The sequence below is a fragment of the Mesorhizobium sp. M8A.F.Ca.ET.057.01.1.1 genome, from assembly GCF_003952565.1.
Lineage (GTDB): Bacteria > Pseudomonadota > Alphaproteobacteria > Rhizobiales > Rhizobiaceae > Mesorhizobium.
In genome coordinates this window covers 2792523-2811562 of the sequence record NZ_CP034454.1, presented here as the reverse complement: position 1 = coordinate 2811562, position 19040 = coordinate 2792523, and the positions used below count along the sequence as shown (strand labels likewise).

Sequence of the window (19040 nt, the reverse complement as noted above, 5' to 3'; positions counted from 1 at the left end):
TCTTAAAACATTTGAGGATGGTCAGCGATACCGATAGCTGGGCGCAAAAGAGATCACCAGCCTGTCTGAAACTAGATAACCGCTGCAATGCTGCGCAGGATCGGTTGCAGCCGCACCATGCCGATATCCTCGCGTTCGAAACGGCTGCCGACCTTGGTGAGCTTGGCCAGCACCTGCTCGCCCTCCTCCGGCCCGATCGGCGCGATGACGATGCCGCCGCTCGACAACTGGTCGAGCAGGAAGCGCGGTAGGCTGTCGAACGCCGCCCAGGCCACGATGCGGTCGAACGGCCCTTCATTGGGCAATCCGTTGGAACCATCCGCCTGGCGCACGATGGCATTGCCGATGCCGAGCGCCTCGAAACGCTGCCGGGCTTGCTCGACCAGTGTCTTGTAGCGATCGACGGTCACAACGCGCGCCGCCAGCCGCGACATGACAGCCGATGTGTAGCCGGAACCGGTGCCGATCTCGAGCACGCGGTTTCCCGTTTCGATGGCGAGTGCGGCGATCACCGCCGCCTGCATGTCAGCCCCTTCGATCGCTTCGCCGCATTCGATCGGCAGCATGCGATCCGACCAGGCGATCTGGTGGTACTGCGCCGCAAGGAAGCCGCGCCGCGGTGTTGCTTCGAAAGCCGCGATCAGTGCCTTCGGCACCGTTCCCCTGCCGCGCAGGCGCAGCAGGAAAGCGGCAAATCCTTCGCGATCATCGATTGGAAAGCCTTGGTTCATGCAAGCGCCTTGCTCAGCTGGTCACGGATCTCATGCGCGGTAAGGTCAAGCTGCAACGGCGTTACCGACACCAGCCGGTTGCGCAAGGCAAAGAGGTCGGTGCCTTGTTTGCCTTCGACCGGCTCGCGGCCGAAGCGAAGCCAGTAATAAGGCAGGCCGCGCCCGTCGCGGCGCTCATCGACCCACAGGCTGTGCACCAGCTTGCCCTGCGTGGTGACCACCGTGCCGGCCACCTCCTCGGGAAGGCAGTTGGGGAAATTGACGTTGAGCAGGACGCCGTCGGGCAATGGCGTCGCCACAAGCTTCTTCAACAGCGCCGGCGCCAGCGCCTCGGTGGTCTCGTAAGGGACGACGCGGTCTTCGCCGACATAGCTGTAGCCCTGGCTGAGCGCGATCGACCTGATGCCGAGCAGCGCGCCTTCCATGGCGCCGGCGACGGTGCCGGAATAGGTCACGTCGTCGGCGATGTTGGCGCCCGAATTGATGCCGGACAGGATCAGGTCGGGTGCACCAGGCAGGATCTTCTTGACGCCCATGATGACGCAGTCTGTCGGCGTGCCGCGTACGGCAAAATGCTTCTCGCCGATTTTTCGCAACCGCAGCGGCTCCGAAATCGACAGCGAATGCGCATAACCCGATTGGTCCTGTTCCGGCGCCACCACCCAGACATCGTCGGACAGTGTGCGGGCAACGCGTTCGAGCGACGCCAGGCCCTCGGCATGGATGCCGTCGTCATTGGTCAGAAGGATACGCATTATTTCGATTCGATCTTTCCCAGACCGCCCATGTAAGGCCGCAGCACTTCAGGAATGGTTACGCTGCCATCCTCATTCTGGTAGTTTTCGATGACAGCAATAAGCGCGCGGCCGACAGCGGTGCCCGAACCGTTGAGCGTATGGACGAAACGGTTGCCCTTGCCGTCCTTGTCCTTGTAGCGGGCGTCCATGCGGCGCGCCTGGAAATCGCCGCAGACAGAGCAGGACGAGATTTCGCGATAGGCGTTCTGGCCGGGCAGCCAGACCTCGATGTCATAGGTCTTGCGCGCGCCAAAACCCATGTCGCCGGTGCACAGCACCATGGTACGGAACGGCAGCTCGAGCCGCTTCAGGACCTCCTCGGCGCATTGTGTCATTCGCTCGTGCTCGGCGAGTGAGGAGTCCTGGTCGGTGATCGACACCAGCTCGACCTTGTAGAACTGATGCTGGCGCAGCATGCCGCGTGTGTCGCGTCCCGCCGAGCCTGCCTCCGAACGGAAGCAGGGCGTCAGCGCGGTGTAGCGCAGCGGCAGCATTTCATGCGCGGTGATTTCCTCGCGCACGAGGTTGGTGAGTGGCACTTCGGCGGTTGGGATCAGGCCAAGCCTGCCCTCCCCGTGTGGCGCGAAGAACAGATCCTCCTCGAACTTCGGCAACTGGTTGGTGCCGAACAGAACGTCGTCCTTCACCATCAACGGCGGGATGACCTCCTCATAGCCGTGTTCGGTGGTGTGCAGGTCGAGCATGAACTGGCCGATCGCGCGTTCCATCCGCGCCAGGCCGCCCTTCAGCACGGTGAAGCGCGAGCCAGACAGCTTTGCCGCGCGCTCGAAATCCATCATGCCGAGCGCTTCGCCGATCTCGAAATGCTCCTTCACCCAGTTCGGCCGCGTCGGCACCTTGCCGACGATATGCCTGACGACATTGTCGTGCTCATCCTTGCCGACCGGAACGTCGTCGAGCGGCACATTGGGCAGCACCGCCAGCGCGTCGTTCAGCGCCCTGTCGAGCTCGCGCTCGCGCGCCTCGCCATTCTGGATGAAGGTCTTGATCTCGCCGACTTCGGCCTTGAGCTTTTCGGCAAGGGCGGCATCACCCGAACGCATGGCGTTGCCGATCTCCTTCGAGGCAGCGTTGCGGCGTTCCTGCTTGGTCTGCAGCTCGGTGACGTGCTCGCGCCGCATCTCGTCCTTGGCGATCAGACCGTCGACCGTGGACTGCGCCTCAGCCGACGGCCACGAGCGCTTGGTGAGCGCCTCGACGAGAGCCTTCGGGTTGTCGCGAATCCATTTGATGTCAAGCATGGTTATCCGTCCTCAAGCTAGGCACGAGGGCGTAAACCGCATCCTTGATCGATGCAAGATGAGGCGGGGCGGCGGTTGTCGTTTTCCGCCGCTGGCGTCTTACGAGGCAGCCGGCGCCGGAGGCTCGTCCGGTGTCTTGTCCGCGACCGTCTCTTCGGCTTCCTGCTTTTCGCGCGCCAGCCGCTCACGCTCCTGGCTGCGCTCGATCAGCCTGGCCGACCAGATGGCGACCTCGTAGAGCAGGATGGTCGGGATGGCCAAGCCGATCTGGCTCATCGGATCAGGGGGCGTCAGCACGGCGGCGACGACGAAGGCGATGACGATCGCCCATTTGCGCTTTTCGGCCAGCGCCTTGGACGACAGCATGCCGACGCGCGTCATCAGGCTGGTCACCACCGGCAGCTGGAACACCAGACCGAAGGAGAAGATCAGCGTCATGATCAGGCTGAGATATTCCGACACTTTCGGCAGCAGCGAAATCTGAACCTGCTCATCCGTGCCGGCCTGCTGCATGGCGAGGAAGAACCACATCACCATCGGGGTGAAGAAGAAATAGACCAGCGAGGCGCCCATCAGGAACAGGATGGGCGACGCGATCAGGAAGGGCAGGAAGGCGTTGCGCTCGTTCTTGTAGAGGCCGGGCGCGATGAACTTGTAGATCTGCGTGGCGATCAGCGGAAACGCGATGACCATGCCCCCGAACATGGCGAGCTTGACCTGCGTGAAGAAGAATTCCTGCGGCGCGGTGTAGATCAGCTCGACCTTGTGCGGATCAAGCCCCGCCCATTTCGTCGCCCATTTGAACGGGACGACCAGAAGGTTGAACAGCCTCTTGGCGAAGAAGAAACAGACCAGGAAGGCAACGAAGAAGCCGCCGAGCGACCAGATCAGCCGTCGGCGCAACTCGATGAGATGCTCGATCAGCGGCGCGGACGATTTCTCGATCTCGTCCTTTTCCTTGTCCGAAACGCTCACTTGGCGGCTCCAGCCGTCTTTTTGGCCGCCGGCTTCTTCGCCGGAGCAGGCTTCGGTTCGGCTTTTGCTGACGCTTTGGCAGCAGTCGCCTTGGCTGCAGGTGTTGCTTTCGCCTTCACCGCGGGTGCGGCTTTTGCCGTCACGGCCTTCGCAGATGTCGAGGCCTTGGACGGCGCCTTCGCGGCCGGCGCGGCCTTGGCGGTTTTCTTGGCCGAAGCTGCCTTCGGCGCAACGACAGGATCCATGGATGCCGCCACAACCGATTCATCGGTCATCGCCGGGAAAATCGGTGCTGGTGTCGTGGCTTCAGGCCCGTTGACGCCAGGCATTTCAGTCGCGCCATTCTTCAACGGCTCGGCCGCCTGTGGCGTCGAAGCGGCAGGGGCCGACGGATCGGCGGCCGGCTTCGGCTTCATCGCGGCATCGACACCGGCGCGTACATCGGCCGCCGCCTGCTCGAACGGGTTGAGCTGCTTTCGGATTTCGGCAACCGGGCTCAGGCCCCTGAGCTCGTCGACCGACTTCTTCACGTCGTCGAGCTCGGCTTCCTTCAACGCCTCGTTGAACTGCTTCTGGAAATCGCCGGCCATGGCGCGCAGCTTCGCCGTCGTGCGGCCAAAGGTGCGCAGCATGTTGGGCAAATCCTTCGGCCCGACAACCACGATCATGACGATCGCAATCACCAGCATTTCGGTCCAGCCGACTTCAAACATGGCAATCTGTTCCGACTAGAACTCTTTGGCTCAGCTCTTGCTGGCCTTTTCCTTCGCGGCCGAAACGGTCTCATCGGCACGGTGTTCGACGGTACGCTTGTCGTCGGCAACGTCGTCGTCGGCCATGCCCTTCTTGAAGCTCTTGATGCCCTTGGCCATGTCGCCCATCAGCTCGGGAATCTTGCCGCGGCCGAACACCAGCAGCACGATGACCAGCACGATCATCCAGTGCCAAATCGAAAATGAACCCATAGCAAATCTCTCTCGAATGTTTTCCCTGGCGATGATCTATGCGTTTTCGCGTTGGGATTCAAACACAACCGCGACAGAGTTTATGAAAGGGTGTCGGATGTCACGCATTTTCAGCAATGCGGCCCGCTACCAAACGGCGCATGTAAAGCCGCAAGACGGCTTTTGATAGGCGCTCGTGGTCAATCTTCCGTGACGCGCGGCGTCAGCAGACCAAGCTCCTCGAGATCGATGTCGGTCAGCGGATCCTCGTCCTCGGTCAACGCGTCGGGATCGGCCGGCGGCTGCGGGATGGAGAAGTTCGACGGCATGCGGCCTGACAGCAGACCGGCGCCCTTCAGTTCCTCCATACCAGGAAGATCGCGGATCTCTTCGAGCGCGAAATGGTCGAGGAAGGTTTCAGTGGTGCCATAGGTGACGGGACGGCCGGGCGTTTTGCGCCGGCCGCGCATGCGCACCCATTCCGTCTCGAGCAGCGTATCCAGTGTCCCCTTCGAGGTCTCGACGCCTCTGATGTCCTCGATCTCGGCGCGCGTCACCGGCTGGTGATAGGCAATGATCGCCAGCACCTCGAGCGCCGCCCGCGACAGCTTGCGCTGCTGCACCGTATCGCGGCTCATCAGGAAGGCCAGGTCGCCCGCGGTGCGGAACGCCCAGGCGTCGCCGACCCGGACAAGATTGACGCCGCGCCGGGAGTAGATCTGCTGCAGCTCTGTCATGGCGAGGGTAAGGTTGATGCCATCGGGAAGGCGTGCGGCGAGCTGCTTTTCGCTGACGGGTTCGGCGCTGGCGAACACGATCGCCTCGGCCATGCGCACGGCTTCCGCCATATGCAGCCGCTCGGCCGGATTCTGTACTGGATTCCCAGCCGAAGCCTGGTCGATCTCTTCCGACTCATTGTCCATCTTGAAAGGAATGACCGAAGCGTTGGCGCGTTCGCTCATGATGCCACCTCGACTGCCTTGATTGTCTGTGCGCGGTGGTCGCGCAGATAGATCGGTGCGAACACCTCGTCCTGCCGCATATCCATCTTGCGCTCGCGCACCAGTTCCAGTGTGGCCGCGAACGAACTGGCGATCGCGGTGCGCCGCTCTTGCGGGCTGGTCAGATATTGAATGAGGAAGCTGTCGAGCGTCGTCCAGTCGCGCAGCGAGCCGATCAGCCGGGTCAGGATGTCGCGAGCGTCCTTGAGTGACCAGACCCCGCGCCTGGCGATCGTCACATTGGTGATCGCCTGCTTCTGCCGCTGCTGCGCATAGGCGGTCAGGAGGTCGTAAAGCGACGCCGAATAGGTGTTGCGCTTCTCGATGATGACCATTTCCGGCATGCCGCGTGCGAACACGTCGCGGCCGAGCCGGTTGCGGTTGACCAGACGCGCCGACGCATCGCGCATTGCTTCGAGCCGCTTCAGCCGGAATTGCAGCACCGCCGCCAGTTCCTCGCCGCTTTCGCCCTCTTCGCCCGGCTGCTTGGGGATCAGGAGCTTCGATTTGAGGAAGGCCAGCCACGCCGCCATCACCAGATAGTCGGCGGCAAGTTCGAGCCGCAGCGCCCGCGCCGTCTCGACAAAGGTCAAATATTGCTCGACCAGCGCCAGGATGGAAATGCGCGCCAGATCGACCTTCTGGGTGCGGGCAAGATGCAAGAGAAGATCGAGCGGGCCTTCGAAGCCGGCCACGTCGACGACCAGCGACGGGTCGCCCGTCAGCCGTGACTCATCGTTCTCGGCCCACAGGCGGTCCATCGGTGCAGCCTTCGCGGCCTTGCTTTCCAATGCTTCCGCCACTGCCTGTCACTTCCTCTTTGCTAGGCCACCGCGTCGAAATAGGTGGCGAATTCGGCACGGATTTCGGTTTCTTCGGCCGCGTCGCGTTTGCTTATATAGGTCATCGCCCGCTTGGCACGCTCCAGTGACTTGCCTTCAAGCCCCGTTGTGCGCGATGCGATACCCGCCATCTCCTCAAAACACCGTTGCAGTGAAGGACCAGATCGCAGCCCGCCGCAAGGATCGAGGCCGCCTTTGTCGGGAAATCCCCAGAAAGTGCCTTCATCGAGGTGTCGTCGCTCATCAGCAGTCCATCGAAGCCGATCTCGCGTCGAATGATCTCGTCGATGACCTTGCCGGAAGTCGTCGCCGGGTTCTTGGGATCGATCGCGCTGTAGACGACATGCGCGGTCATCGCCATGGGCAGATGGTTGAGCTCACGGAACGGAGCAAAATCGTGCCGCTGCAGATCGCTGAGCGAGGCGTCGACGACAGGCAGTTCGAAATGCGTGTCGGCAAAGGCCCGGCCGTGTCCCGGAATATGCTTCATCACGGGCAGCACACCGCCCGAGATCAGGCCCTCGGCCGCGGCGCGGCCAAGTTCGATGACCGGACGCGGATCCTTGCCATAGGCGCGCGCGCCGATGACATCGCTGGCCCCTTCGATCGGCACGTCGAGCACCGGCAGGCAATCGGCTGATATGCCGTAGCGCAGCAGGTCGAAGGCATGCAGCCGCGCCATCAGCCAGGCGGCGCGTGCGCCGGCGTCGTGGTCATCGCGCCACAACGCCCCAAGCGCGCCTCCGGCCGGATAGTTCGGCGCCAGCGGCGGCCGCAGGCGCTGTACCCTGCCACCTTCCTGGTCGATGAAGACCAGCGCGTCCGGGCGTCCGATGCAGTCACGCATTTCGGCGACCAGGTCACGGATCTGCTCGGCCTCGCCGATATTGCGGGCAAACAGGATGAAGGCCCACGGGCATTCATTGCGATACAAATTGATTTCTTCGCGGGTGAGCGATTTCCCGGCACAGCCGAGGATCATGGATTTTGATTCGGTCATTTCAGGAGTCTAGGGCTTCGCGCGGTCAAAGGGAATCATCCCTGACCGCAGGCGGCGGGCTGCAAGACATGCTTCCACATGAAAAAGTCAGGCATATGAATATCGCCATATCAAAAAGCCGGCACGGCCCAGGACCGCACCGGCTTTGAGGGATTGGATCGACGTCTAGCGCGATACGAAGCAGTTGCCGCCCGCGGCCTTGTAGCTAGTGCACAGATTGATGGCATCGTTGCGCGATTGAGCCGGAACGCGGACACGGTAGAACGTTCCCTTGCCGGCAATCTCGGCCTTGACGATGTTGGCCGTGCGGCCGGAAAGCACGCTGCCATAGCGACGCTGCAGATCCTGGTAGGTCGACTGGGCGCTGTCCACCGTCGGCTGCGAAGCGATCTGTATCGACCACGAACCGCTGCCGGCCGCGGTCGAGGCTGGATCGATGGAAGCGACCTGATCGGGCTTGACCTCGCCGACCACGTCGACCGGCTGGTCGGACGGACGCTGCGGCGCGATCGCAACCTTGGCTGGCGTGTTGGCCGACTGCGCCTTGGCTTCAGCCTTGGCAGGCTTGGCGGCAGGCTTCAGAGCCGGCTCATCGTCGGCCTGCGCGGCGGCGGGCGCCACGGTGCCAGTCTGGTCGGTGCCAGTCTGGTTGGCGCCAGTCTGGTTGGCGCCAGTCTGGTCGGCTCCAGTCTGGTCAGCTCCGGCAGGCGCCACATGCTGTGGCGCCGGATCGGTCGGCTCCGCCGCGGCCACCTGCGGTGCCGCCGGGGCCGGATCCTCGCGCGCCACCAGTGAGCCGTCGGACTTGACCACCATGGTCCTGACCTTGCGCGGCGCAACGGCAACGACGTCGTTGTTGGTGCCCTTGTCGGCGTCCTGCAGGACCTGCGCGATGCGATCCTCCGACTTCGGCGCGGGCGCCGCATTGTCGGCCGGGGCCGCGCCAGCGGTCGAAACCTCGCCACCCCCATCCGTGCCGGCGGCGGCGTTCTGGTCAGGAGAAAGATCGACGGCGCGGGCCGGGTCTTTCGCCTGCACGTCCACCGGTTCCTCGGTGTTGGTGACAAGCTTCTGCTGGACCGGCTCGGCGGGCTTCGCGCCCTTGACCACCGCATCATAGACCTTGTTGTCCTGGTTCGGCACCACGGTGCCGCCCGGATTGTCCGGCTTGACCTTGATCGGCGAGTTGTCCGCCTTGACGATCACCGGAGCTTCGCTGCCGCCCTTGCCGCCCAAAGACAGCGCGAAGGCGCCAAGGCCGCCCGCGACCGCAACGGCACCGACAATCGCGGCAATGAACAGGCCGCGTCGGCCCGACGGCCTGGCGGCTTCCCGCTCGCCGAGGCCCGGAACCGACATCGCTTCGTCCAGCTCGGGATCGTAGTCGAGTTCATCGACGGCAAAATCGTCCGCCTGCGAGACCGGCTGGCTGCCGGGCAGATTGTCGAGATCGAAGCCTTCGGCAGCATCGGCATAGCCCGAGGCCGACGCGCGGGCAGGCATTTCCGCCGGCCGTGCCGCATAGGTCCGCGCTTCCGGCTGATAGGCTTGCCTCGGCTCTTCATATCCCGGATTGACCCCGTCATATCCCGGATTGGCCTCGCCATGTCTCGGATTGGCCGCGCCATATCCCGGATTGGCCGCGCCATATCCTGTATTGAACCCAGTATTGTAGGATTCGTCGGCATAGGCGGCGTTGCCGGCAGGAGCAGGCGCGACCTCGACCGAATTCATCTCAGTCAGAAGGCTGGCGAATTCGGCGTCGAGATCGTCATAACCGGCTGCTGCCGGCTCATCTTCCTCGAAATGCAACTCCGGAATGTCGAGATCGTCAGCCAGCGCCACGACGCGCTCCGGCACATCGACCGTCTCGACATCGGGCATCTCTTCATAACGCGAGGACTGCCCTGCCTGCGGCGCCGATACGGGAGCCATATAGGGAGCAGCTGCAACGGGCTCGGCCGAACGGTAGGACGGCACCGTGGCCACCTCCGGTGCCGCCGTCCTGGCCGCCATGGAGGGGGCAGGCTGCGCGGCAAACGCCGGCTGTTGGGGAACTGGTGTCACGCGGCTCCAGGAACGGGCCGACTCCGACGCTCCGGAGCGTTCCGCCAGCCAATCGAGCGAATCGGCCTGATCCCGCCGTGACGCCGTTTCGTCACGCGAATCGATGCTTTTGCCCAGGGCGGCGTCGAAGGCATCATTGTCGAGATCGACATCGCCCTGTTCAGCGGCATCCGGGCCGAAATCCTGGTCCTGAAGTTCATCGAGCAACAGGTCGTCGAGGTTGGCGTCGGCGGCCTGGGCGGAGCCGGATTGATGCACATCCTCGGATGCCGCTTCATCGAGATCCCAGTCGAGATCACCAACAAGATCGGCGGGTTCCTCCGCGATCTTTGTAGTCGCGGCGAGAGGCGGCTGAACGGGCGCAGCGGCTGGCTGGGTCACGGCTGGCTGAACCATGGCCGGCTCCTTGGCGGACGGCAGCGTGCGCGCGGTCATGGCACCAAGAAGCGCGTTCAACTCGTCTTCGAGGCTTCGTTCGTCCGCGATGGGCGCTTGCACCGGCGGCACGATGGCTGCCACGGGTGCTGCCGGTTGCGAGGAAGCCGCGGCGACTTCGGCGACGGGCTCCTCGGCAGGCTGGGCAACCGCCTCGTCCAGATTCAGGTCGAAAGCGTCATCCGAAACGGCCTCTGGAATCTCGTCCGTCGTGTCGACAGCGTCGGCAAGCAACTCGTGCGCTTGCGCCTCGTCAAAAGCCTCCGGCTCATCCGCCTGAACGTCAAAATCCAAATCGACATCGGCCATGGCATCGTCGAAGTAGCCCACGAAATCCTCGTCGGAGATCGCCTGGGTTTCATTCGCGGTGGCCAGTACAGGTTCTGGATATTCGACAGCAGCCGCTTGGCGCTGATCCGCCGGATGGTCGTCGAGCATCAGCTCGTCTTCGAGCGAGATCGCGACCGCGTCGTCGAATTCATGATTGGAGGTCGGCTCGACGGCCACCGGCATGTCGGCCACCGGCGATTCAACGGCATACCGGGTCTCGGCAGCCTCGTCCTCGATATGAAAATCCTGGTCGAGGGAGGCGGCAAGCTCGTCCTCCATCGGCAGATCATCGTCGAAGGGCGAGATGTCTTCGAGCGAACTGGCGACGGCATTGTCGAAATCGGCGTCGAAGGCAGGCTCGACGGACGGCACGGCTTGCGCGGCGCCAGTGGTCGTATGGCTGGCGGCGACCGCCTGGTCATCGGCATCCGACATGTCCAGGTGGAAATCGTCGTCGAGCGACAATGCGAGATCGTCGTCCGCAACATCGACGGCCACCGGCTCGATTGCCGGCTGATGAGCCGCGACAACTGGAGCGGCAACGCTGTCGGCGGCGTCGAACTCGCCCATCAGCTCTTTTTCGAGGTCGATGTCGAAATCGCCCTCTCCCGCGGACGGATCGGTGACGGCGGCTTTCGGCTCGACGGGCGCCTGCGGCTTGACCGGCTGGCGCGGGTCGAATCCCATGATCCTGGTCAGTTCCGCGAACGGATCATCGTCGGCGATGTCGTTGTTGTCGGCTGCTCTCAGCTGGGTTCTGTCTGCCATTATTGTTCCCGAACTCGCACTCATTCGGACGCCTTGGACGTCGCGCAGGGTTGGCCCTTACCAGCGCAATGTGGGCAAAAGGTGACAGGTTTTTTAGTCAAACCTAACGCATTTCGGTGGGCGCAGCCGCTCCGATCAACGTCAGGCCGGACGTCAGAACATCCGAAACAGCCTGCACCAGCCCTAGTCTGGCATGCGTCAATTGTCGGTCGTTAACCTTAACAAAACGTAAGTCCGGATTATCCGTGCCCCGGTTCCAGTGTCCGTGGAAACTGGAAGCCAGATCATAGAGGTAAAATGCCAGCCGATGCGGCTCGAGCGCAAGAGCGGCGGACTCGATCAGGCGTGGATATTCGGCAAGCTTCCGGATCAGCCCGATTTCACCTTCGTCGGCCAGCGACGTTGCCGCGGCCGCCAGATTGTTGCGATCGAAATTCGCCTCCCCCAACTGTTCGCTCGCCTGCCGGAACACCGAATGGCAGCGCGCCGAGGCGTACTGCACGTAGAACACCGGATTGTCCTTCGACTGCTCGGTCACCTTGGCGAAGTCGAAATCGAGCGGCGCATCGTTCTTGCGGTAGAGCATCATGAAGCGGATCGGATCGCGTCCGACTTCTTCCACCACCTCGCGCAGCGTCACGAAATCGCCGGACCGCTTAGACATGCGCACCGGCTCGCCATCGCGAAACAGCTTGACCAGATTGCACAAGAGGACGGTGAGCTTGACGTCGTCGCCGGCAATCGCCCGCGCCAAGGCTTCCAGGCGCTTGACGTAGCCGCCATGGTCGGCACCGAGCACATAGATCAGGTCGACGAAGCCGCGATCGACCTTGTCCTTCAGATACGCCACATCGGCGGCGAAATAGGTAAACGAGCCGTCGGACTTTACCAGCGCCCGGTCCATGTCGTCGCCGACGGCGGTCGAGCGGAACAGCGTCTGTTCGCGGTCTTCCCAGTCGTCCGGCTTCTCGCCCTTGGGCGGTGGCAGCTTGCCCTTGTAGATATGGCCCTTCAGCGTCAGGTCGTTGATCGCCGAGCGGATCTTCCTGGCATTGTCGGCATGCAGCGTGCGTTCGGAAAAGAACACGTCGTGGTGCACGTTGAGCAGCGCAAGGTCCTCGCGGATCATCGCCATCATCGCATCGATGGTCCGGTCCTTGACGATGGCCAGCGCCTCGTCATCCGGCATCTGCAGCAAGGAACGGCCGAACTCCCTCACCAGGGCCTCGCCGACGGAGACAAGATAGTCACCGGGATAAAGCCCTGCCGGAATCTCGCCGATATCTTCTCCAAGCGCTTCGCGGTAGCGCAGCATCGCCGAACGCCCAAGCACGTCGATCTGGGAGCCGGCGTCGTTGATGACATATTCCTTGGTCACCTCGTAACCGGCGAACGCCATCAGATTGGCGAGCGCGTCACCGACGACGGCACCCCGGCAATGGCCGACATGCATCGGTCCGGTCGGGTTGGCCGAGACATATTCGACGTTGGTCTTGCGGCCGGCGCCGACCGTCGAGCGGCCGTAGTTGCGCCCCTCGCCCAGAAGCGCCGACAGATGTGCCTGCCAGAAACCGTCCTTGAGCCGCAGATTGACGAAGCCTGGACCGGCGACCTCGGCAGCGGCGACGTCATTGTCCGCCCGCAGCGCTTCCGCCAGTTTCTCGGCCAGTGCACGCGGGTTCTGGCCCGTGGGCTTGGCCAGCACCATTGCCGCATTGGTCGCGAGATCGCCATGGCTGGCGTCGCGCGGCGGCTCGACGGCGATGCGCGACAGATCAGGCGAAACGCCATTGCTGTCTTTCAGGTCAAGCGCTTCGACAGCTTTTACGACTCGCGCGGTGAAATCGGCGAAGATGTTCATGGTGTATGCTCTGGCGGCTTTATGACGAATCCGGCCCTTTGGCCGGCAAATCGAGCCCGCCCTAGCTCAAATCCGGGGTGCGGTCAAACAAACGCCTGTGTTCCTTGAGCGCGTAGGTGTCGGTCATGCCAGCCAGGAAATCGGCGACGCTGCGTGCCTTGATGCGATCCTCGGCGCGGTCCAGCCCTTCGCGCCAGCCGTCCGGCATGGCGCGCGGGTCGGCGAAATAGGCGTCGAACAGGTCCCTCACGATCTGCTCCGCGTCCGCACGCACCCGCATGACCTCCTCGTGCCGGTAGAGATGCTTGTAGAGGAAGGCCTTCAGTTCCTTCTCGGCTTCCGCCATTTCGGCCGAAAATGTCACCATCGTCTCGCCCGCCGCCCTCACCGCGTCGGCGCTCAGCGGCCTGATCCGCTCCAGATTGGCGGTCGTTGACTTGATCACATCCTCGACCATGGCAGTGATCTGCCGCCGCATCAATTCGTGGCCGGTGCGCACGTCGTCGAGCCTGGGATAGCGCTCGCGTACGCTCTTCAGGATCGTTCCAGGCAGCGAAACGGCCTTCAGCATGTCCAGCGTCAGCAGCCCTGACCGCAACCCATCGTCGATATCATGCGTGTTGTAGGCGATATCATCGGCAATAGCCGCGCACTGCGCTTCGATGCCGGCGAACCGGTCGAGTTCGAGATCCTGCAATTGCGAGTAGTCGCGGATCGCCTGCGGGACCGGCCCTTTCAGGCCCTTGCCGCTGCCGTCGGTGAGCGGACCATTGTGCTTGACCAGGCCTTCCAGAGTCTCCCAACTCAGATTGAGCCCGTCGAACTCGGCGTAGCGCGCCTCCAGCCTCGTTACGATGCGCAGCGATTGTGCGTTGTGGTCGAAGCCGCCCCACGCCGCCATCTTCTCGTTCAGCGCGTCCTCGCCTGTGTGGCCAAAAGGCGTGTGGCCGAAATCATGCACCAGCGCCACCGCTTCGGCGAGATCCTCGTCGCCGCGCAGCGCCCGCGCCAGCGCACGCGCGATCTGCGCCACTTCGATCGAATGGGTCAGCCGGGTGCGGTAGTGGTCGCCTTCATGGGCGATGAAGACCTGCGTCTTGTGCTTCAGCCGCCGAAACGCCGTTGAATGGATGATCCGATCACGGTCGCGCTGGAACGGCGTGCGGGTCGGACTTTCCACCTCGTCGAACAGCCGGCCGCGCGAGCGCGCCGGATCCGTGGCATAGGCCGCGCGCGGCCGAAAGCCGAATCCGATGTCGCCAAGCTCATTTGTCATGGCTGATGCCGCCGCAGTTGACTTGCCCCGTCGCGCTTCATACCTATCATGTGAAACCGAAAGCAAGGTGACGCCTATGGGCGCGGATGCCAAGACCGCCATGAAAGTCGAGATGACCGAGGCCGCCGCCAAGCGGATCGCCAAAATTGTCTCTGGCGAGGCCGGCAAGACAGCGCTGCGCGTTTCCGTCGAAGGCGGCGGCTGCTCCGGCTTTTCCTACAAGTTCGATCTGGTTGATGCGCGCAATGACGACGACGTGGCCATCGAGAAGGACGGCGCCACCGTGCTGATCGACGACCTGTCGCTAGTCTATATGGGTGGCTCGGTGATCGACTTCGTCGACGATTTGATGGGCCAGTCATTCCAGATCCGCAATCCGAATGCGGTCGCCTCCTGCGGCTGCGGCACCAGCTTCTCCATCTAGGACCGAGATGCCCGCAACCGGCGCGGTTCGTCAGGTTGGGCTCTCCGCCGGTCGCGACCTCGACGCGACATTGGCATTTTGGCGCGATGTCCTCGGCATGAGGGTGCATGCGCGCTTCGATCCGCCCGGCATCGCCTTCATCATGGCCGGCGATGTCAAGCTGTTGTTCACCGACGGCATCCCGGCCGGCACCATCTATCTCGACATATCAGGCCTCGAAGCCTTCCACGCCGCGGCAAAGGCAGCCGGCATCCCCTTCACCGCACCGCCGGCGCTGGTCCATCGCGACACCGAAGGGCAGTTCGGTCCGGCGGGGGAAAGCGAATGGATGGCCTTTATAAAGGACCCGGCAGGCAATACGATCGGTTTAGTCGAACGCCTTCCGCCGCAGGAACAATGAGACCCTCATGAAAATCGTCACCTGGAACATCAACGGCGTGCGCGCCCGCATCGGCAACCTCACCCATTGGCTGACCGAGAGCGCGCCCGATATCGTCTGCCTGCAGGAGATCAAGACGGTCGACGAGCAGTTCCCGCGCGCCGAGATCGAGGCGCTTGGCTACAATGTCGAAACCCACGGCCAGAAGGGCTTCAACGGTGTCGCACTGCTGTCGAAGCTGCGCTTCGATGAAGTCACCAGAGGCCTGCCGGGTGACGATGCCGACGAACAGGCACGTTTCATCGAAGGCGTGTTCTCGACCGACAAGGGCGCGCTTCGCGTCGCCTCGCTCTATCTCCCGAACGGCAACCCGATCGATGACGAGAAGAAGTTTCCCTATAAGCTCTCCTGGATGGCGCGGCTGGAGCGCTGGGCGCAGGAGCGCCTGCGGCTGGAAGAGGCATTGGTGCTGGCCGGCGACTACAACGTCATTCCCGAGCCGACCGACGCGCGGTTTCCGGAGAACTGGCTGGGCGACGCGCTGTTCCAGCCACAGACAAGGCAGGCCTTCCGCCGGCTGCTCAACCTCGGTTTCACCGAAGCGGTGCGAGCGGTCACCGATGCACCGGACACCTACACCTTCTGGGACTATCAGGCCGGCGCCTGGCAGAAGAACAACGGCATCCGTATCGACCATCTGCTGCTGTCGCCTGAAGCCGCGAACCGGTTCTCATCGGCGTCGATCGAAAAGCATGTGCGCGCCTGGGAAAAACCGTCCGATCACGTCCCGGTGGCGATCGACCTCGCGCTGCAGCCGGCCTGACGCAGACCCTTCTGCCGCCGAATTGTCCGGACCTCGTGTCGCCACAATCAGGCGCATGATGGGAAATCATCATGGTGGCCGGGGTTCCCATGACCATTCGATTTGCTCTTTATCCGATCGGCTTGGCATTCGCCACGACCGCGATCGTGCCGGCCTTCGCCGCCCCGGAATGTCTCGCCAATGGAAAATCCTATCCGGTCGGCCAGGTCGCCTGCCTGACGGTTGCCGACCAGAGTCATTTGGCTCGCTGCGACATGGTGCTCAACAACACATCCTGGACCAAGGTTGGCGATAGCTGCCCGGCAAACACGATGGCGCCGCACCTGCACGTCACGCCGATCTCGACACCCGCACCAAGCATGGTCCCGACGGAGCCGACCGAAAACTAATTTCTTCTGGATTGCCTCGTCCTCGGACCGAGACGAGCCTCGATAGGCCGCCGGCGTTGTCAGTCATTGCCCTGCCGACGTTCTTCGCCCGGAAAGGCTTTTCGTCCGCTAGACGGATCGCTCCTCAGCTCGCCGTATAGTGACGGGGAAAGAGCCTACTGATCGGCGTTGCTGCCCTTGGTCAGGATGTCGTCCGCCAGCGAGATCGCGGTGCGGCGGTCGGCTTCGCCGGCTGCGGCGAACGCCTCTTCCTGCATGCCGCGGATCCAGGGCTGATCGGTCGGCGACGCACGCTCGAGGGCCGCGGTCATCATCGCCAGACCGCGCACGATCTTGCCGCTCTGGAACAACAGGTGGCCAAGCGTCGCTTGCGCACCGGCATGGCCCTTCTCGGCGGCGAGCTGGAACCAGCGCCCGGCCTGTTTGACGCTGGCCTTCACGCCGCCCTCGCCCTTCAGGAACATCTGGCCCATCTCGAACTGAGCGTTCGGATTGCGGTAGTTTGCGGCGGCGCGCATGTAATATTCCTGCGCCGCCACCTCGTTCTCGGTGACCGGGCTGCCGGGAATGCCCGTGCGCAGATAGTCGCCGAGCGCCACCAGCGCGTCGGAGACATAGCTTTCTTCCGGAGAACCGGGCTCGACGTCCTGGTCGACGATCTCCGAGAAGAACTTGAACGCCTCATAATCGTCGCGGGCCACGCCGTCGCCCTCGGCATACATGCGGGCAAGCTTCCAGGTGGCGCCGATCTGGCCGTTCTCGGCGGCATATTTGTAGGCCTCGGCGGCCTGCTCCTTGTGGCCGCTCTTGTAGGCAGAGAACCCGAACTGGAACACTGCCCAGGGGCTCGACTGCGGCTTCACGCCGGTCTTGTCGTCGAACACCTTGTCGTCGAAGGCCATGGCCTGGCTCACGGCGCCAACGATCGCAACCGCGACCAGTGCCGGAAGGACAGATGACCTCAACAACTCTGGTGTTGACTTCAACAACTCAGATATCCGCATAGCAGTGTGTTTCTTTCGCACCGCCCGGATGGGTGACTGCGCCATCCCTGGCGGACCCTACCGTCTGTGCGTATTTCCATATCGCGCCCGACTGATAGTCGGTCGTGCGCGCCTTCCATGTCTTCGCTCGTGCGGCCAACTCGCTGTCGGACAGCGCTACGTCGATCGTTCCGTTCACCGCGTCGATCGAGATCACGTCGCCATCCCTGACGAGGCCGATCGGGCCACCAACCGCTGCCTCCGGGCCGACATGGCCGATGCAGAAGCCGCGCGTCGCCCCCGAGAAACGGCCGTCGGTAATCAGCGCCACCTTGCCGCCGATGCCCTGGCCGTAGAGTGCCGCCGTCGTCGACAGCATCTCGCGCATGCCAGGACCGCCGCGCGGTCCTTCATAGCGGATGACCAGAACCTCGCCTTCCCGGTAGGCGCGGTTCGTCACCGCCTCAAAACATTGCTCTTCCGAATCGAAACAGCGTGCCGGGCCGGAGAATTTCAACTCCGCCATGCCCGCGACCTTCACGATCGCGCCTTCAGGGGCAAGGTTTCCCTTCAAGCCCACGACACCGCCGGTTTGGGTAATTGGTCTGTTGGCCGGGCGGACCACATCCTGGTGTTCATTCCAGGCAACGTGCTCCATATTTTCGGCCAAAGTACGGCCAGTGACCGTCAGGCAATCGCCATGCAGATAGCCGTGGTCGAGCAGCGTCTTCATCAGCAGCGGAATGCCGCCGGCCTCGAACATGTCCTTGGCGACATATTTGCCGCCCGGCTTGAGATCGGCGATGTAAGGCGTCTTCTCGAAGATTTTCGCTACGTCGAAGAGGTCGAACTTGATCCCGGCCTCATGCGCGATCGCCGGCAGGTGCAGCGCGGCATTGGTCGAGCCGCCGGTGGCCGAAACCACGGTCGCCGCGTTTTCCAGTGCCTTCAGCGTGACGATGTCGCGTGGGCGAATGTTTTCGCGATCAGCTCCATGACCTTTTCGCCCGAGGCGAAATTGAAGCGGTCGCGCATTTCGTAGGGCGCCGGTGCGCCGCAGGAATAGGGCAGCGCAAGACCGATTGCCTCGGCGACGGTGGCCATGGTGTTGGCGGTGAACTGGGCGCCGCAGGAACCGGCCGAGGGACAGGCGGCCTGCTCGATTTCAAGCAGCTCGCCATCATCGATCGTGCCGACCGAGTGCTGGCCGACCGCCTCGAACACATCCTGCACGGTGATCTGACGGCCGCGATAGCTGCCGGGCAGGATCGAGCCGCCATAAATGAAGATCGACGGCACATTGAGACGCACCATGGCCATCATCATGCCTGGCAGCGACTTGTCGCAGCCGGCCAGGCCGACCAGCGCATCGTAGCAATGGCCGCGCATGGTGAGTTCGACTGAATCGGCGATGACTTCGCGCGACACCAGCGACGACTTCATGCCCTGGTGGCCCATGGCGATGCCGTCGGTGACGGTGATGGTGCAGAATTCGCGCGGCGTGCCGTTGGCGGCTGCTACGCCCTTCTTGACCACCTGAGCCTGGCGCATCAGCGAGATGTTGCAGGGTGCTGCCTCGTTCCAGCAGGACGCGACGCCGACCAGCGGCTGCGCGATTTCGGCCGCCGACAGGCCCATGGCGTAGAGATAGGACCGGTGCGGCGCACGCGCCGGACCGACAGTCACATGGCGGCTAGGGAGCTTAGCCTTTGAAATGACCTTGGCGTCCATTCTCTTCCTTGCCGCGGGCGGT

16 protein-coding genes and 2 pseudogenes are annotated in these 19040 nt (G+C 63.2%); 4 read left to right on the top strand and 14 right to left on the bottom strand.

Translation table 11 applies throughout. From position 1 onward, the window contains the following. Positions 1-71 precede the first annotated feature (71 nt). The 12 genes and pseudogenes from EJ077_RS13055 to EJ077_RS13000 form a co-directional block, all read right to left on the bottom strand. Positions 72-731 carry a protein-L-isoaspartate(D-aspartate) O-methyltransferase gene (locus tag EJ077_RS13055; RefSeq protein WP_208702522.1) on the bottom strand — a complete coding sequence of 220 codons (660 nt, stop codon included), beginning with the start codon at positions 729-731 and terminating at the stop codon, positions 72-74. Beyond that, positions 728-1486: a 5'/3'-nucleotidase SurE gene (gene surE, locus EJ077_RS13050; protein WP_127281111.1), complete on the bottom strand. Its 759-nt coding sequence runs from the start codon at positions 1484-1486 to the stop codon at positions 728-730. The genes EJ077_RS13055 and surE overlap by 4 nt, the downstream gene beginning before the upstream one ends. Beyond that, positions 1486-2790, bottom strand: coding sequence for a serine--tRNA ligase (gene serS, locus EJ077_RS13045; RefSeq protein ID WP_208702520.1), 1305 nt, complete (start codon positions 2788-2790; stop codon positions 1486-1488). Before serS ends, surE begins: the two co-directional genes overlap by 1 nt. A gap of 99 nt (positions 2791-2889) precedes the next feature. Further along, on the bottom strand, positions 2890-3765 hold the full coding sequence (gene tatC / locus EJ077_RS13040) for a twin-arginine translocase subunit TatC (RefSeq protein ID WP_208702518.1): 876 nt from the start codon (positions 3763-3765) through the stop codon (positions 2890-2892). Next, a complete protein-coding gene (gene tatB / locus EJ077_RS13035; protein WP_208702516.1) occupies positions 3762-4478 on the bottom strand; it encodes a Sec-independent protein translocase protein TatB in 717 nt (238 codons plus the stop codon). The genes tatC and tatB overlap by 4 nt, the downstream gene beginning before the upstream one ends. 30 nt (positions 4479-4508) lie before the next feature. Further along, positions 4509-4730, bottom strand: coding sequence for a twin-arginine translocase TatA/TatE family subunit (locus EJ077_RS13030; protein ID WP_015317533.1), 222 nt, complete (start codon positions 4728-4730; stop codon positions 4509-4511). A 179-nt stretch (positions 4731-4909) separates the two neighbouring features. After that, complete coding sequence (scpB, locus tag EJ077_RS13025; RefSeq protein WP_208702514.1) at positions 4910-5671, bottom strand: SMC-Scp complex subunit ScpB; 762 nt, start codon at positions 5669-5671, stop codon at positions 4910-4912. Beyond that, a complete protein-coding gene (locus EJ077_RS13020; RefSeq protein WP_127872728.1) occupies positions 5668-6471 on the bottom strand; it encodes a segregation and condensation protein A in 804 nt (267 codons plus the stop codon). Before EJ077_RS13020 ends, scpB begins: the two co-directional genes overlap by 4 nt. A gap of 62 nt (positions 6472-6533) precedes the next feature. Further along, a pseudogene (gene nagZ / locus EJ077_RS13015) lies at positions 6534-7552 on the bottom strand (beta-N-acetylhexosaminidase). Between the two features lie 165 nt (positions 7553-7717). Further along, positions 7718-11152, bottom strand: coding sequence for an SPOR domain-containing protein (locus EJ077_RS13010; protein ID WP_208702512.1), 3435 nt, complete (start codon positions 11150-11152; stop codon positions 7718-7720). Between the two features lie 103 nt (positions 11153-11255). Then, entirely contained in the window at positions 11256-13013 is a 1758-nt protein-coding gene (gene argS, locus EJ077_RS13005; RefSeq protein WP_208702510.1) for an arginine--tRNA ligase, read from the bottom strand. A gap of 61 nt (positions 13014-13074) precedes the next feature. Next, positions 13075-14289, bottom strand: a complete 1215-nt coding sequence (locus EJ077_RS13000; RefSeq protein WP_208702508.1) for a deoxyguanosinetriphosphate triphosphohydrolase — start codon at positions 14287-14289, stop codon at positions 13075-13077. A 76-nt stretch (positions 14290-14365) separates the two neighbouring features. Here EJ077_RS13000 and erpA point away from each other — a divergent pair, with 76 nt between their 5' ends. From erpA to EJ077_RS12980, 4 genes are all read left to right on the top strand, one after another. Further along, positions 14366-14713: an iron-sulfur cluster insertion protein ErpA gene (erpA, locus tag EJ077_RS12995; RefSeq protein WP_127872663.1), complete on the top strand. Its 348-nt coding sequence runs from the start codon at positions 14366-14368 to the stop codon at positions 14711-14713. A 7-nt stretch (positions 14714-14720) separates the two neighbouring features. Next, entirely contained in the window at positions 14721-15113 is a 393-nt protein-coding gene (locus EJ077_RS12990) for a VOC family protein (protein WP_208702506.1), read from the top strand. Between the two features lie 7 nt (positions 15114-15120). Next, positions 15121-15915 (top strand): exodeoxyribonuclease III, encoded by a 795-nt coding sequence (gene xth, locus EJ077_RS12985; protein ID WP_208702504.1) that lies wholly within the window; start codon positions 15121-15123, stop codon positions 15913-15915. A 71-nt stretch (positions 15916-15986) separates the two neighbouring features. Next, positions 15987-16304, top strand: coding sequence for a hypothetical protein (locus EJ077_RS12980; protein WP_189524089.1), 318 nt, complete (start codon positions 15987-15989; stop codon positions 16302-16304). Positions 16305-16459: 155 nt separating this feature from the next. Here EJ077_RS12980 and EJ077_RS12975 read toward each other — a convergent pair whose 3' ends face one another. Beyond that, a complete protein-coding gene (locus EJ077_RS12975) occupies positions 16460-17308 on the bottom strand; it encodes a tetratricopeptide repeat protein (RefSeq protein WP_208702502.1) in 849 nt (282 codons plus the stop codon). Next, a pseudogene (ilvD, locus tag EJ077_RS12970) lies at positions 17295-19018 on the bottom strand (dihydroxy-acid dehydratase). Before ilvD ends, EJ077_RS12975 begins: the two are co-directional and overlap by 14 nt. Positions 19019-19040: the final 22 nt, after the last annotated feature.